The sequence below is a fragment of the Nitrosomonas sp. genome, assembly GCF_043753625.1.
In the GTDB taxonomy this organism is placed as follows: domain Bacteria; phylum Pseudomonadota; class Gammaproteobacteria; order Burkholderiales; family Nitrosomonadaceae; genus Nitrosomonas.
Window position 1 is genome coordinate 1 of the sequence record NZ_JAYUWI010000134.1, and the last position, 15,646, is coordinate 15,646.

Below are 15,646 nucleotides of genomic sequence, written 5' to 3' on the forward strand. Positions count from 1 at the left end.
ACCCGTAAAATTCTTTCGCTTTATTCCCGTCATTTCCTGCTCCTTCTTAGCAGGATACCATCTTAATTTACTGTCCTGAAAGGAGGGTCCACTATACTACTGGTAGAACAATTTGCGCATTGCGTCGGCATGTTCCCGGTGGGTAGTCTTGTTGAACTCAACACGGGCGAAATTGCGATTGTACTCACACATAACCGCACGCAAAGACTTCTTCCTCGTATCATGATCATATGTGATGCCAAGAAGAAGCCTTATGATGCTCCCCTGACAGTAGATCTCAGAACTGCAGGACCAAGCCCAAGAGGTATCCAGTATGCTATTGCCAACGACCTGCCACAGGGAGCTTATGGGATTGATGCTAAGCAATATTATTTATAAGTTACGAAGACTTGCCGCCAAAATTTCTCTATGACTGCGCTTTCTTATCAGGATTTCCTGCAAATAGCTTCCAGAAAGCTATGTGATCCGAATAACCTTGGCCGGCATAATGCGCTACTGTTAGTGAATTTTGAACGGCTAGCCGAGCTTGATGGTGTACTGGGCTTCAATGCGGTCGACGCGGTTGTCCGGCAAATCTCGAGCCAGGTCAAAGATGCATTGAGTGCAGAGAGCCTAGTTGGAATAACTGGACGCTATCAAATTTGCTGCTTGCTGGTTGAATTGCTTTCAGATGCACATGCTATTTTGGCTGCACATAAGATTCTGAGAATCTTGATGCCTCCTGTTGTTTTAGGTAAGCGAAATATAACCTTAGCACCGCGTATCGGGGTAGCCCTGAGTAATAAAAGCGGCTGCGCATTAGATCAACTACTGAGTGATGCAAGCTTAGCAATACATCAAGCGAGATTGGAACAAGAATCCATCAAGCTTTTTGCCGCGGAAACGGAAGATCCGTTTCTTTCTCAAATTGATCTCTGGTCAGATTTGGGTAGTGCCATCGAGGCAGGCGAGTTGCATCTGTGCTATCAGCCGCAAATTAATCTCGCTAGTGGAAAAATTGAATCTACGGAAGCCTTACTTCGCTGGCATCACCCAGATCATGGTCCAATTCGAACTGACAAGTTAATACAGGTTGCGGAAGGTACAGCGCTCATGCCTAAGCTCACACTGTGGGTTTTTCTACGGCATTAAGAGAATGTTCCGAATACCGTAGGGCCGGATTAAATGCTGGAATTTCGATCAATTTTTCTGCCGATGATTTGCGTGACCAGGAACTGACGGAACTTGTCGCACAAGGGCTATCACTTTGGGGTGTCTCGCCCGGTAATGTAACGATTGAACTCACCGAGACAGCCATCATGGAAAACCATACAAGCACGCTGGATACTTTGCACAAGCTAAAGGACATGGGCTTAAAACTCGCGATGGATGATTTTGGAACGGGCTATTCCTCAATGGCACGTATGCTAGATCTTCCTTTGGATGAAGTTAAAATCGACATGATATTTGTCAAACATATGACAACAAAGTCTACGCATGATCGAATCGTCGATTCCATGATTAGCCTAGCGCATCGACTGAATCTATCGGTAGTTGCTGAAGGTGTCGAAGATATTGCCCCTTATGAGCGACTGCGTACTCTTGGCTGTGATGTGATCCAAGGTTATCTCATTGGAAAACCTATGCCGCTGCGGGAGCTTATCAAGACTGTCGACAACCAATCCCTAAGTTTCTTAGAAACTACATTACAGAAATCAAAATAAAAACTCAGTATTAATACCGGCATTGCCTGATCAGTCAATCCCAGGAATCTGGAATTCATTCTGATCAGCCGATAATCCAGCATGCGTGAAGAATTCTTCGCTTAACTTCGAAACCGGAATATCTTGGCATCCCAGGTTGGTAATCAATTGGTTGCTCTTCTCAACGGCAACACCGTCTTTTGCTCCCCAACCCTTGCCAATCGCGGTATACACAATGTACTGGTGTTGCCCGTTGATAAAGCGCAAGTAACCCCCGCCACCGCCTGCAAACATCAGGGTTCGTGCTTGAACGAATAGAGAAGCCGGAGCGGATTCTGTTAAATCCGGAAATACCAGTTCGAGCGCACCCTTTTGCCCGAATCGATACTGCAGATAGCCGCTGCTGGCTGAGAAATCATTAGATGCACACACTGAAACCATTTTTTTACCGAGCGAGCAAGAGAAGATAACTTGCTCCTGCGCATCACAAAGTGATTCTGTCGCCCAAACAGGTAAAGCGGTCAGCGCGAACAGACCGCTTAGGCAGGTAACAGCGTTTAGCTTCACGGCAACTCGCTTCAAGCCAACAGCGGAAAATAATTCTTAAAATGTTTGATACGGTCATCTAAACCAATGACTCCGCCGTTCACTTTTTTAGTTACTTTTATTACCACATCATCGCCTGCCCCCTCATCGGCCAATTGATTGAGTAAACGAGTATTCCAGAACCAGGCAGCTGACAGGAGTGGATATTTTGAAGCTACTAAATCGGGATTATTCAAAATATCATCGCTGACGGTTTGAGCAAACTTGCTGTAATTATCCTTTCCAGTCAGCTGAATATAACCTCTTCCTCTATATTTGTAGCCTTCTTTGCTAGCTTCGTCGCCATTCCCCATTCTGCCACCATAAACCCGTGATGCAATTTTCTCCGGCTGGCGCGCATAACTATCCGCCAGATTATCAGGAAAGTATTTTGGAAATATCTTTTTTAGCCCATCGGCAGAATAGTTTAAATTCTCCTCGCGCGCTTTAAAATCCATACTTTCATGAGCACATTGCGCCAGAAAGTGCGCCAGGCGCAATGACGTATTGATAGCGAAGTTCTCGGCGCAATCAGGGATTGATCAAGCACGGTATCCGGAATGTGGGTTTTCAATCCATCTATTGATAACATCATGACTCCTTCAATGATTTAATAGAGTTAAATAACCTACCCAAGTACAATTGAAGCATAAGCCCCAATTATATAATAGCAATCTTTAGAACCACCGTTTTCTATGTCTACGATTAAACCGCTTCCCGAGTTATTGATTAATCAGATCGCCGCCGGTGAAGTGGTCGAACGCCCTGCTTCAGCGCTCAAGGAGATCTTGGAAAATAGTGTCGACGCAGGCGCAAAGAAAATTACCGTGCAACTCCTGCAAGGTGGCGTCAAGCAAATTCGCGTCATGGATGACGGCACGGGCATCGCCAAAGAAGAGTTGCTGCTGGCCTTGACGCGCCATAGCACCAGCAAAATCAGTACGCTGGAAGATTTACACAAAATCACCAGCCTGGGTTTTCGCGGTGAAGCGTTGGCAAGTATCGCCGCCGTGTCGAGACTGACATTAGCCAGCCGTCAAGCCGGGCAAAACCATGCCTGGCAGATACAGGTCGATGGCAAATCAGTCTCGCAGCCAGAGCCTTCTTCGCTGACGAGCGGAACAACTCTGGACGTAAACGATTTATATTTCAATATCCCCGCACGGCGCAAATTCTTAAAGTCGGAAACCACCGAGTTTGCGCACTGCGACGAGGTATTCAAACGTATCGCGCTATCTCAGTCCGGAATTGAATTTGTATTACAACATAATGGTAAAGTGCGCCGCCAGTTGCGTGCAGCCAATTCAGCGCAACGAATCCAATCGGTGTTAGGTGAAGAATTCGGTCAAACTGCTGCATCTGTTGATGAGCGATCTACAGATATTTATCTGCACGGCATGGTGGCGCTACCGGCCTATGCACGCTCATCACGGGATGCACAATATTTCTTCGTGAATAACCGTTTTGTTAGCGACAAGCTGATTTCGCACGCCCTGCGTGAAGCCTATCGGGATGTATTGCATTTGGACAAACATCCAGCCTTTGTTTTATTTCTGGATATCGATCCGGAAAGCGTTGATGTGAATGTGCATCCGACGAAGACAGAAGTCCGTTTCCGTGAATCACGTGCACTGCATCAATTTATTTTTCATGCGATCAACAAGGCACTGGCTTCGCCCAACAAAGGAATGGAAGCCGGCGAATCAATGCAAGCAGCGCGGTCATTTCCTGCTTACCCCAAAGCCGGTCACGCACAATCCGGCACGGTGTCGCAACCGGCCAGTTTTTACGGCACGCTGTTTGGCACAGAACCTCGGCCATACCCAACACCGCCAATCAACGTTGCAGCCGAACAAGCGGCAAAATCCAACCAACCTGCCACAGCGGAAGAAAATCGGGATAGCCATCCACTCGGCTTTGCGCTGGGCCAACTGCACGGCGTTTATATTCTGGCACAAAATACGCGCGGCCTGGTAGTTGTGGACATGCACGCCGCGCATGAGCGGATTATGTACGAGAAACTCAAGCAAGCGCTTGATCATCATGGAATACCGATGCAGCCGCTACTGATTCCGGTCACTTTTTACGCCGATGGCCTGGAAGTCGCTGTCGTGGAAGAAAATCAGACAACGCTGGATCAATTGGGATTCGAAATCGCAATCCTGTCACCCACCACACTGGCAGTCCGCGCAGTTCCGGCGACGCTGCAGCACGCCGACATTGCGCAACTCACGCACGATATCCTGCGCGAAATCCGCGAATACGGCGCCAGTCAGATTTTAACCGCCAAACGCAACGAAATACTCGCCACCATGGCCTGCCATGGGGCAATCCGCGCCAACCGCAAACTGACCATCGAAGAAATGAACGCCTTATTACGCGAAATGGAAATCACCGAACGTGCAGCTCAGTGCAACCACGGCAGACCGACCTGGTTTGAGACCAGTTTGGTTGATTTGGATAAATTGTTTATGCGGGGGAAGTAAGACGAATGGGCGCCTCTAAAAATTCAGAGTTCTAAACAAAACAAGGCGCGAGCAAAAAATGGTGACGCAGCATATAACTGATATGTAAGGAAATATTTTTTGAGCAACAAAGTGTTGTGACGAAATTTTGATTTTTAGAGGTGCCCGAATAACGATTGCAAAGATGCCAATTATTTACCTGCAAGTATTTTAGTAAATTCCGAATCGATATTTATTTTTGTTGCATTCGCCAAATGATTGTAGAACACTGCCATCCCGGACATGGCAATAATCTCCATAATTTCTTCATCATCGAACCCTAATCCCCTGAGTGCCTGGAAATCTTGTTCGCTGGAAGAATGTGAATTCTTTGCAAGTCTGACAGCAAAATCAATGGCAGCCTTCTCTTTGGGATCGTCTGATTCGATTCCATGATTCTGAATCAGACTTTCTATCTCTTCCTTGGGTATTCCAATATTTAAACAAAAAGCATGGTGTGCGGCTTCGCAATAATGGCATTCTTTCAAAGATGAAATTGCAACAAAGATCATTTCTTTCAACTCCCGCCCAACCCGACCACTCGTCAGTATATGGTTCATTACCGGCCAGATACCTTTGAGTGATTCATGTGAAACTGCCCATACCTTGAAGAAATTCGGCGTAAAAGGCGCGTTCAAAGCATCCTTTATTTTGCCAAAAGTTTCTTCGATTTCAGGAGTAGCAGCACTATCATCTACAATTTGACTGATTGCTCGCATATGGAATTAGAAATTACGTAGAAAACCGGAGTAAACCACAGTTCTAACTGCTATGCCAAGCTGTTTATGTGCAGTTAATCCCAGATCCTCTAATTCATGCTCTCTGCAGTTCAATCAACACTTGGTCTGCCACATCTACCCGGATGATGCCAAACCACGGATATTCTATGTCGACTAGCAACTATTATCGAAGTGTAGGTATAGCTGAAATTTTATCACTCACACGAAATAGATCGGTTTCTTTATTAATCCAGAGAACAACATTAACCATTGTGATATATCAGCATTGACGTTAATCTATTGCGAATATAAGAAGGTCAACTGTTCAGCAACCACTAAATTTCTTTTTCTTAATATCAAAAAGTGAAAAAGGGTAAATACGATGAGCACAAATAATCAAGATACAAATTCTGAGGGTCTGATTTCATCTGATAGTTGGACATCAATTCGAGAATGGGCAAAAGCTAACTGGGTATGGGTTGCTGCGCATATTTTTAATTTACTGTTTGCTCTCATGCTTTTTTTAAAAGTACAAAAAGAGAGTGGCGAAAGTAGTACTCCGATACTTCCAGTCGTTATCTTTATGTGCTTAATTTTCATACAACTCTATACCGATCCGATTGAATCCCTACCTGCCGAAGGATTAAATCAAGATGAGAGAAAAAAAATAGAAGACAAAAGATCTCAGCAGCGAAATAAGTGGATGATATTTGCGTACAGCTTTATGTTGTTGTCTCTTTTATTGACCTTCTATCCATTCATTAATCCTCTTTTCAGTTCTAATACGCAGCCTCATGCCGAATCTAACAAACAGAACACAACCACATCTGACGCAAAACAATACCTTAAAACGCTTCGTGAGCGGCCGATTGCTGTATTTGTTGGCTGCACCTTGGATCCCAAAGCCAAGAATTTACTTTGTGTCGAACCGCAACCCAAACAAGATGTAGTTGCCGGAACACTAACCCCAGGTACCGCGCAAGCGACTGCTGCCGAGGTATCAGCTCCAGGTACTAAATTAGCCGGCGCATGGGTTTTAAACATAGGTGGATATATAAATAATTGTGTAAATGCTGGCAATGATGAATATGGCAAAGCGGTTACTTGTCAAGTAAGCGATGGATTACTTGTTCCGCTGTATTTTATTATTCTTGCGCTAATGGGCGGCAGTATTAGCTTAACTAGGCGATTGCCAGAACTTCAAAAGCAGGCAGGGTCAGAACACGTGGCCACAGAAAAGCAGCCCAAATTAACACAATACGAGTTTCGTGAGCACTTGATATTTCAAATGGTGCAATTTATTTCGGCACCTTTTCTTGCAGTTCTTGCTTATTATCTAATTGAACCAAGCAATGTGACCAATTCAGTCGCTTTGGCATTTACAGCCGGATTCGCATCAGAGGCAATCCTACTCATGGTGCGGTCAGTTGCGACTAAAATCACCCCAGTAAACAATGCTGCACCACAGTACGGTGCAGTTGCAGGTGTCGTGGCGTTTAGTGAAAAAAATAACCAGCAATCCCTTGAGAAAATAGAAGTATTTTTATCTGAATCACCGCAAATTCACTCGTTTACGGATGAGAAGGGATTTTATTTGCTGGGCAATGTGCCGGTTGGCGAGCATAGCATCAGTATTAAATTCGCAACCCATGTAAACGACAAAGCGATAGAAAATCTAAAAAAAGACACGGTAAAAATTGACCGCGCTCAGGCGATTGTTAAAAAAAATGTAGTAATTACGGCGGAAGACTCGGTACAAAAGTAATGCAGCGCTTCAGATTTCCACTCAAAATTTACAAAATACTTCACTGCATCATGCGATTAGAAGGATAAAAGCTGCATATCGATGAAGACATCTGAATAACTGTCATTTCGAGCACAGGGAGAAACCTATGCTGTTGATTGCCAGAGATTCCTTTATGATTTTAAACTTTAAAAAATAAAGATTTTCTTGCTTGGCAATTCACTCATTTGGATAAATCGAGCCACTGATTTACTATGATTTTTATTGAAAACTTTATGCTTATTAGCAACCCGGCTTCCGCCCATTGCTATTACCTATGACAGTTATTTTAGCCGCATTCTCTCTCGCGTGTATCGGATACATTGCGTATCTGCACAGCCGCAGCAGCAGTCATCGAAACTCCATTCGTACTCGGGCAATTGAAGCCATTATTGAAACAACGCGCTACGGTGTTATCGAAACAGATTTAAATGGGATTATTCTCATCTTTAATCCCGCTGCCGAGAAAATGCTCGGCTACCAAGCAGAAGAGATTATCGGAAAGGCGACGCCAGCAATTATCCATGCGCATGATGAAGTCATAACCCGCGCTATAGAATTGGGGATCGAGCCTGGTTTTGATGTTTTCGTCAAAAATCCGCGAGAAAAAAGAGAAGTTGAAACCAGGGAATGGACTTATATCCGCAAGGATAAATCAACCTTCACCTCATTTCTATCGATTAGTGCACTGAGAGATGGCAGTGATCATTTGATCGGTTATGTGGGTGTTTTTGAAGATATCACTAACTTGAAGGAATGGCAGCAGGCTCAAAAAATGAAAGATGAATTTTTAGCCAATGTCAGTCATGAGCTTCGCACGCCACTGAATGCCGTGATGGGACTATCAAAACTAATTGAGGCGGAGGTGGAATCCAACCCAGAAAAAATCAAAGTTTATGCACATGATATTCATTTATCTGGAAAACATCTATTAGATATTGTCAACGAGTTGCTCGACTTCTCGAAGATTCAGGCCGGTAAATTTCAAATTGAAAAAATGCCGTTATCCCTGAGAAAAGTCTTTAAGGACTGCTATGCAATTTTGCTAAGCTCTGCAAAGGAAAAGTGCGTCACACTGCACTGTAATTACCAGCAAATTGATGAAGAGCAATACGTAGAAGGTGATGAGATCCGGTTAAAACAGGTGATCAGTAACATTATTTCCAATGCGATCAAATTCTCGGAAAATGGAATCGTTGACATTTACGTGCAATATCAAGATCAGGTACTCGTTGTTGTCATTAAAGACAACGGTATCGGAATGAATGAAGAAGTAGTCAAAAATCTCTTTAAACCCTTTTATCAGGGCGATGGTTCAATTACCAGAAAGTTTGGAGGAACCGGTTTAGGTCTGGCTATTTCTAAAAACATTATTGATAGGATGGGAGGATGCATTGAAGTTGCGTCAGAGGCAGGAAAAGGATCCACCTTCAGATTAACCATCCCGCTTAAACCGGTCAATCGAGAGGACAATCCAGCCTCTCGAGCTATTACAACTCTGCAAAGGTTTGGTCATCGCTATCATGTATTGGTGGCAGACGACAATCCAGTAAACCAACTAGTATTGGAGCAAATTTTATACAAATTTGAGTTAAATGTGACCAAAGCTGCCAATGGCAAAGAAGCTTTTGATTTAGCACTGGAAAATAAATTTGACCTTATCCTGATGGACATGCAAATGCCCGAAATGGATGGTATGCAGTCTACTCGAATGTTAAGAGAGCACGGCGTTCTAGTCCCAATCATTGCCATTACTGCGAATGCTTACCAAGATGATAGAAATGCATGTCTCGAATCGGGTATGAATGATTTTATTACCAAGCCAGTAGACCTCGATACACTCAATACAATTTTAAAGAAATACCTGAAGGCTTAACAGGGCCGTTGAAAAACTATCTACATTGCCGCTGCGGTGTTAAAAACAGGCTCAAAAGGCGTCAATCAATCTAACTTGAATCAACCATACAACTGCCGCTTCAATCCGCAACGATTCAATATAGTCGCGCTGATTTCCTCAATTGAAATACGGGTCGTATCCAGATAGGGAATATTGCATAAATAAAACAATGATTCCTGCCACTGAATTTCCCGCTGGCATTGCGCCAGAGAAGCATATTGGCTATTCGGGCGGCGCTCCTGCCGGATGAAATGCAGTTGCGCGGCAGTGAGTGTCAATCCAAACAATTTGCTTTTCACATTTTCCAATACTTTGGGCAATTGCATTGTTGTCATATCTTCTTCCGTCAGCGGATAATTCGCCGCGGCGATGCCGTATTGCAACCCTAAATACAGGCAAGTAGGTGTTTTACCGGAACGCGAGACACCGATCAGAATGATATCCGCTTCAGCAAAATTCTTGGGATTAACGCCGTCATCATGCGCCAGCACGTAATTGATCGCGGTGATGCCTTTGAAATACGACGGATGATGTTGCAAGCCATGCGAACGTCCAGCCATACGGGCAAATGGCTGGTCTAACTCTTCTTCAATGGAACGGATAAAGGTTTCAAAGAAATCGAATAGGCGACAGTTCGCATGTTTGATGACTTCCAGAATTTCCGGTTTCAGCAAAGTACTGAACACCAAAGGCCGATGTCCGTCGCACTCGGCAGCGTGATTAATCTGCGCTAACACGGCTTGGGCATTCTCAATGTCATCCAAAAAGGGAACGTTGATCGTCTCCCATTCAATACCATAAAACTGCGTCAACAAACTGTGCCCGAGTGTTTCCGCGGTGATGCCGGTGCGATCGGATAAATAGAAAACCGTGCGTTTTTGCTTAATCATGATGGTTTATTCATTTTCGCCAAATTAAGCCACGTTTCCGTGACGGAATCCGGGTTGAGCGATAAGCTGCTGATTCCCTGCTCATAGAGCCAGGCGGCAAAATCCGGATAATCCGAAGGCCCTTGTCCACAGATGCCGATATATTTACCCTGCTTGTGGCAAGCGTCAATGGCCATTTTCAGTAATTTCTTCACGGCTGGATTGCGCTCATCGAACACATGAGAAACCAAACTGGAATCGCGATCAATACCGAGCGTGAGCTGGGTCATATCATTGGAGCCAATGGAGAAACCATCAAAATACTGAAGAAATTCTTCCGCGAGTAACGCGTTGGAAGGAATTTCGCACATCATGATCAAGCGTAAGCCATTCTGACCGCGCACCAATCCTTGCGATGCTAGCAACGCGACCACTTGTTCCGCTTCTTCGAGTGTACGGCAGAAGGGGATCATGATCTCAACGTTGGTCAGTCCCATGTCGTCGCGCACTTTGCGTAAAGCGCTGCATTCGAGCTCAAAACAATCCCGAAAAGCCGCTGCAAGATAGCGCGATGCGCCCCGAAAACCGATCATCGGGTTTTCTTCCTGGGGTTCGTAGCGGTTGCCTGCAATCAGATTCGCGTACTCATTGGACTTAAAATCGGATGTGCGCACGATCACAGGATGCGGATAGAAAGCGGCGGCTAACGTGGCAATACCCTCGACCAATCTTTCCACATAGAAGCTAATAGGACTTTCATAACCCGCGATTCGGCTGCTAATTTCAGTTTTCAATGCATCGGGTAATTGGTCAAACTCCAAAAGCGCTTTAGGATGAATACCGATCATGTTGTTAATGATGAATTCCAGCCGAGCCAGCCCGACGCCCTGATTGGGAATGCGGGAAAATGTAAAGGCATGCGACGGATTACCTACATTCATCATGATTTTTACCGGCAAGTCAGGCAATTGACCGGTATCCGTCGTGGTATGCTCGAATGGCAATAGCCCTGCAAACACATAACCGGTATCGCCTTCGGCACAAGAAACCGTAATCTTCTCCCCGTCCGCGATATGTACTGTCGCATCGCCACAACCGACCACGGCAGGGATCCCCATTTCCCGTGCAATAATGGCCGCATGACAAGTGCGTCCGCCGCGATTGGTAACAATTGCAGAAGCCCGCTTCATAATCGGCTCCCAGTCCGGATCGGTCATTTCGGTAACCAGCACATCGCCGGACTGAACTTCGTGCATCTGCTCAATACCCCTGATCAGGCGGGCTGTGCCCTGGCCAATTTTATGTCCAATCGCCCGGCCTTCTGCCAGCACCTCTCCCTTGTCACTGAGTTTAAATCGTTCTATGACTTGGTTAGCACGGCTTTCCACAGTTTCCGGACGAGCCTGTACGATGTACAACTGGCCATCTAACCCATCCAGCGCCCATTCAATGTCCATCGGGCGGCCATAGTGCTGTTCAATAATCAGCGCTTGACGCGCTAATGCTTCCACTTGACTATCCGATAAGGAAAAACGCATGCGCCGATCCGCTTCAACATCGCGCGTAAGGATAAGTGCATTGTTGGCGCTTTTTTTATCGCCATAAATCATTTCGATGGCTTTCGTGCCTAAACGCCGCGAGAGAATTGCCGGACGACCGGCAGTCAATCCGTGCTTGAACACATAGAATTCATCCGGATTAACGGTGCCTTGTACAATAGTTTCACCCAGCCCATACGCAGCGGTAATAAAAATCGCATCGCGAAAACCGGATTCGGTATCCAGCGTGAACATCACGCCACTGGCACCTAAGTCGCTGCGCACCATTTTTTGAATGCCCGCGGACAGATACACCTTATCGTGCGAAAAATGTTGATGAACGCGATAAGCAATAGCGCGGTCGTTATACAGTGAAGCGAACACCACTTTGATCGCTAAAAGAATCTGATCAAGCCCGTGAACATTCAATAACGTTTCCTGCTGACCGGCAAACGAAGCATCGGCCAAATCCTCAGCCGTTGCTGATGAACGCACCGCAAAAGAAACCGCATCATCCCCGCTGCCTGCTGCCAGTTTTTCGTAGGCTTCCGACACCGCGTGTAAAATAGTATCCGGTAGCGTGGCATCGAGCATCCAACCGCGAATTGTTTTACCGGCGGTGGTCAACGCATTGATGTCGTCAATATCCAGCCCATCCAATACATGATTGATACGATCAGCCAGTCCATTGGCAACCAGAAATTCCCGGTAAGCCTCGGTCGTGGTAGCAAAACCTGCCGGAACATCCACGCCTGCTTGTGAAAGGTGGCTGATCATCTCTCCCAGCGAGGCATTTTTCCCGCCAACCAAGCCTACATCGTGCATCGTCAATTGATCAAACCAGGCGATATATTGTGCCATTGAGAAACTCCTATCGTCGAATAATTAACAAATAACTTTTTGAGGATGTGGTTGCGCAGCAAACTTAATGTTAGCCGTCTTTTAATAACGGGCAATGCCCGGAAATTGCTTGGCGACATGATAAATCATCCAGGTAATCGGATGCCTGCCGCAAATACTCCAAGAATGTCTGCGCTACAATCGGCAATTGCTTGCCGGATGGGTACGCAAAATACCAATGCCGTTCAATAGGAAATCCTTCAACATCAAGTATCGTAAGCTGCCCCATCGGCGCATCCAGTGCCAGGGTATGCCGAGACAAGACGGCAATGCCCAATCTGCCAACAATAGCTTGCTTAATCGCCTCATTGCTGCCCAATTCCATTCGGACTTTCAATTTATGACTACGTTCCAAAAAAAAACGTTCTGTCGCCATCCTCGTTCCTGAGCCCGGTTCACGCATAATAAAGGGCTCATCACTGATGCGATCAACGGTAATTCTTTTTTCATTCGCAAGTGGGTGATCTGCCGCAGCAAGAACAACCAATGGATTGTCCAGAAATACTTCCGCTACGGCATCAACAGCATCCGGAACTTGCCCCAAGATATATAGATCGTCTTGATTATTGCTTAATCTTTCCAGAACCCGCTCGCGATTCGTCACTATTAGTGCAACGTCTATGCCGGGGTATTCCTGGCAAAACATGCCCAATAAACGTGGCGTAAAATATTTCGCGGTAGAAACCACCGCAAGCCGCAGTTTTCCTGATTTCAAGCCTTTCATATCCGATGCAATCATTTCAAAACGGGAAAAATGTTCAAAAATACCCAGGCAGGTTTGATATAGCTCTTTTCCTGCATCGGTCAGATAGATTTTTTTACCGACTTGTTCAAACAAAGGTAATCCAATCTCATCCGTCAGTTTCTTCATTTGCATCGATACCGTTGGCTGTGTCAAGAATAACTCTTCGGCTGCACGAGTAAAACTTTTCAAGCGAGCAATCGCTTCAAAAACTTCAAGTTGCCGCAACGTGCTGTGGCGCATGGATTTCTCCTTTTATTATCTACCTATAAAAAACCTATCATAGATACAAACCTATCACAACCATCGAAACAATTGATTATTATTTATGATTAAAAAACTCTAATATACTTCCACCCGCTCATGTCTACTTCCTAACTAAAGTTTATAGCGTGGGTTTTTCAATAACTCGGAGAAAAATTATGGCTTCAGAAACCATGAAAGAAGGTAAAGAACGTTACAAAGCCGGTGTCCTTCCATACAAAAAAATGGGCTACTGGGAACCTGGTTATGTACCCAAAGATACAGACGTTGTTGCGATGTTTCGCATCACGCCTCAACCGGGAGTGGATCATGAAGAAGCAGCAGCAGCGGTCGCAGGCGAATCCTCTACGGCAACATGGACCGTGGTATGGACTGATCGGCTAACTGCCTGTGAACTCTATCGTGCCAAAGCATACAAGTCTGAGCTTGTTCCCAATACAGGTCCGGGCACTAAAAACGAAGCGCAATACTTTGCTTATATCGCCTATGATATTGACCTATTCGAAGAAGGTTCGATCGCAAACTTAACCGCTTCTATTATCGGTAATGTATTTGGATTCAAAGCTGTCAAAGCACTGCGTCTGGAAGACATGCGCATTCCTGTTGCTTACCTGAAAACTTTCCAAGGACCTGCAACCGGTATCGTGGTAGAACGTGAACGTTTAGATAAATTTGGTCGTCCGTTATTGGGTGCAACGACCAAGCCAAAATTGGGTCTTTCCGGACGTAACTACGGACGCGTTGTATACGAAGGCCTGAAAGGCGGCCTGGATTTCATGAAAGATGATGAGAATATTAACTCACAACCTTTTATGCATTGGCGTGATCGTTTCCTATATTGCATGGAAGCAGTCAATAAAGCTTCTGCCGCTACGGGTGAAGTCAAAGGTCATTATTTGAATGTGACGGCCGGCACGATGGAAGACATGTATGAAAGAGCGGAGTTTGCAAAATCTCTGGGTTCAGTCATTATCATGATCGATCTGGTGATCGGCTACACCGCAATTCAGTCGATGGCAAAGTGGGCACGTAGGAACGACATGATATTGCATCTGCATCGTGCGGGAAATTCGACCTATTCACGCCAGAAAAATCACGGTATGAATTTCCGTGTGATTTGTAAGTGGATGCGTATGGCGGGTGTCGATCATATTCATGCAGGTACGGTTGTTGGGAAGCTTGAAGGCGATCCGCTGATGATCAGAGGCTTTTACGATACCTTGCGTGACACAAATACTGAAAAGAATCTAGAACACGGTCTGTTCTTCGATCAAGATTGGGCGTCACTTAATAAAGTCATGCCTGTCGCTTCAGGTGGTATTCATGCAGGCCAGATGCATCAGTTGATTGATTATCTCGGCGAAGATGTGATATTGCAGTTCGGTGGCGGTACGATCGGCCATCCTCAAGGCATTCAGGCCGGCGCAGTAGCAAACCGTGTAGCACTCGAAGCGATGATCTTGGCGCGTAATGAAGGCCGGGATTACGTCAAAGAAGGTCCGCAAATTCTTGCAGATGCTGCCAAGTGGTGTACGCCGCTCAAACAAGCGTTGGATACGTGGAAAGATATCACCTTTAACTACGATTCTACTGATACCGCTGACTTTGTGCCCTCCACAACTGCAAGCGTTTAACCCTTTTAGGAGAAATAATTATGATGACCAATCCAGGTAACATCGTCACACAGGGGCAATTTTCTTTCCTGCCTCCGTTGACCGACAAGCAAATTTCAGCTCAGCTCAAGTATGCGTTGAAGAATGGCTGGGCAATCGGAATCGAATATACGGATGACCCGCATCCACGTAACACGTACTGGGAAATGTTTGGCAATCCTATGTTTGATTTGAAAGATCCGGCAGGAATCTTGCTGGAAATCAATAGTTGCCGTAAGACTTTCCCAAACCACTATATCCGCGTGACTGCATTTAACTCAACACGTGGAGTGGAAAGTCCGACCATGTCTTATATTGTCAATCGGCCTAAGAAAGAACCAGGCTTTGGTTTGGTGCGTCAAGAAGGAGCTGGGCGGAGCATTAGTTATACCATTCACTCTTATGCAACCGACAAACCGGAAGCTGAGCGTTACTAACAGTTAGTGTAAGATTTCTCTCTCTCCGTAAAGGAGGGAGAGAAATAGTGAGTAGTGTAAGCGTGATGGCATTA

The 15,646-nt window shown here is 45.5% G+C and carries 15 protein-coding genes; 8 read left to right on the top strand and 7 right to left on the bottom strand.

All coding sequences use genetic code 11. The features are described from left to right. Positions 1-129 precede the first annotated feature (129 nt). Genes ACH10T_RS11340 through ACH10T_RS11350 form a run of 3 tightly spaced genes read left to right on the top strand, consistent with a single transcriptional unit; the run spans position 130 to position 1,703 of the window. On the top strand, positions 130-378 hold the full coding sequence (locus ACH10T_RS11340; protein WP_394809385.1) for a hypothetical protein: 249 nt from the start codon (positions 130-132) through the stop codon (positions 376-378). 30 nt (positions 379-408) lie between these two features. After that, on the top strand, positions 409-1,131 hold the full coding sequence (locus tag ACH10T_RS11345; protein ID WP_394809386.1) for an EAL domain-containing protein: 723 nt from the start codon (positions 409-411) through the stop codon (positions 1,129-1,131). After that, complete coding sequence (locus ACH10T_RS11350; RefSeq protein ID WP_394809387.1) at positions 1,110-1,703, top strand: EAL domain-containing protein; 594 nt, start codon at positions 1,110-1,112, stop codon at positions 1,701-1,703. The genes ACH10T_RS11345 and ACH10T_RS11350 overlap by 22 nt, the downstream gene beginning before the upstream one ends. Before the next feature lie 30 nt (positions 1,704-1,733). Here the strand turns inward: ACH10T_RS11350 and ACH10T_RS11355 are convergent, their stop codons facing one another. Genes ACH10T_RS11355 through ACH10T_RS11365 form a run of 3 tightly spaced genes read right to left on the bottom strand, consistent with a single transcriptional unit; the run spans position 1,734 to position 2,859 of the window. Next, positions 1,734-2,249 (bottom strand): hypothetical protein, encoded by a 516-nt coding sequence (locus ACH10T_RS11355; RefSeq protein ID WP_394809388.1) that lies wholly within the window; start codon positions 2,247-2,249, stop codon positions 1,734-1,736. 11 nt (positions 2,250-2,260) lie between these two features. Continuing rightward, positions 2,261-2,725 carry a glycoside hydrolase family 19 protein gene (locus ACH10T_RS11360; RefSeq protein ID WP_394809389.1) on the bottom strand — a complete coding sequence of 155 codons (465 nt, stop codon included), beginning with the start codon at positions 2,723-2,725 and terminating at the stop codon, positions 2,261-2,263. Continuing rightward, positions 2,695-2,859 carry a hypothetical protein gene (locus ACH10T_RS11365; RefSeq protein ID WP_394809390.1) on the bottom strand — a complete coding sequence of 55 codons (165 nt, stop codon included), beginning with the start codon at positions 2,857-2,859 and terminating at the stop codon, positions 2,695-2,697. The genes ACH10T_RS11360 and ACH10T_RS11365 overlap by 31 nt, the downstream gene beginning before the upstream one ends. A 103-nt stretch (positions 2,860-2,962) precedes the next feature. Here ACH10T_RS11365 and mutL point away from each other — a divergent pair, with 103 nt between their 5' ends. Next, positions 2,963-4,753 (top strand): DNA mismatch repair endonuclease MutL, encoded by a 1,791-nt coding sequence (gene mutL, locus ACH10T_RS11370; protein WP_394809391.1) that lies wholly within the window; start codon positions 2,963-2,965, stop codon positions 4,751-4,753. Positions 4,754-4,923: 170 nt separating this feature from the next. On the opposite strand, the gene ACH10T_RS11375 is transcribed toward mutL, so the two are convergent. Next, the gene (locus ACH10T_RS11375; RefSeq protein ID WP_394809392.1) at positions 4,924-5,490 is read right to left on the bottom strand and encodes a carboxymuconolactone decarboxylase family protein; all 567 of its coding nucleotides are present in this window, start codon (positions 5,488-5,490) and stop codon (positions 4,924-4,926) included. Between the two features lie 382 nt (positions 5,491-5,872). Here ACH10T_RS11375 and ACH10T_RS11380 point away from each other — a divergent pair, with 382 nt between their 5' ends. Continuing rightward, on the top strand, positions 5,873-7,255 hold the full coding sequence (locus ACH10T_RS11380; protein ID WP_394809393.1) for a hypothetical protein: 1,383 nt from the start codon (positions 5,873-5,875) through the stop codon (positions 7,253-7,255). A 295-nt stretch (positions 7,256-7,550) separates the two neighbouring features. Continuing rightward, positions 7,551-9,149 (top strand): ATP-binding protein, encoded by a 1,599-nt coding sequence (locus tag ACH10T_RS11385; RefSeq protein ID WP_394809394.1) that lies wholly within the window; start codon positions 7,551-7,553, stop codon positions 9,147-9,149. An 80-nt stretch (positions 9,150-9,229) separates the two neighbouring features. Here ACH10T_RS11385 and ACH10T_RS11390 read toward each other — a convergent pair whose 3' ends face one another. The 3 genes from ACH10T_RS11390 to ACH10T_RS11400 form a co-directional block, all read right to left on the bottom strand. Continuing rightward, positions 9,230-10,060, bottom strand: coding sequence for a pyruvate, water dikinase regulatory protein (locus tag ACH10T_RS11390; protein WP_394809395.1), 831 nt, complete (start codon positions 10,058-10,060; stop codon positions 9,230-9,232). Then, the gene (ppsA, locus tag ACH10T_RS11395; protein ID WP_394809396.1) at positions 10,057-12,438 is read right to left on the bottom strand and encodes a phosphoenolpyruvate synthase; all 2,382 of its coding nucleotides are present in this window, start codon (positions 12,436-12,438) and stop codon (positions 10,057-10,059) included. The genes ACH10T_RS11390 and ppsA overlap by 4 nt, the downstream gene beginning before the upstream one ends. 70 nt (positions 12,439-12,508) lie before the next feature. Then, positions 12,509-13,462: a LysR substrate-binding domain-containing protein gene (locus tag ACH10T_RS11400; protein WP_394809397.1), complete on the bottom strand. Its 954-nt coding sequence runs from the start codon at positions 13,460-13,462 to the stop codon at positions 12,509-12,511. Positions 13,463-13,641: 179 nt separating this feature from the next. Between ACH10T_RS11400 and ACH10T_RS11405 the strand changes: the two genes are divergently transcribed. Both ACH10T_RS11405 and ACH10T_RS11410 read left to right on the top strand, forming a co-directional pair. Continuing rightward, positions 13,642-15,117, top strand: coding sequence for a ribulose-bisphosphate carboxylase large subunit (locus ACH10T_RS11405; RefSeq protein WP_292926475.1), 1,476 nt, complete (start codon positions 13,642-13,644; stop codon positions 15,115-15,117). Between the two features lie 20 nt (positions 15,118-15,137). Beyond that, the gene (locus ACH10T_RS11410; RefSeq protein ID WP_394809398.1) at positions 15,138-15,572 is read left to right on the top strand and encodes a ribulose bisphosphate carboxylase small subunit; all 435 of its coding nucleotides are present in this window, start codon (positions 15,138-15,140) and stop codon (positions 15,570-15,572) included. The last annotated feature ends 74 nt before the right edge of the window (positions 15,573-15,646 follow it).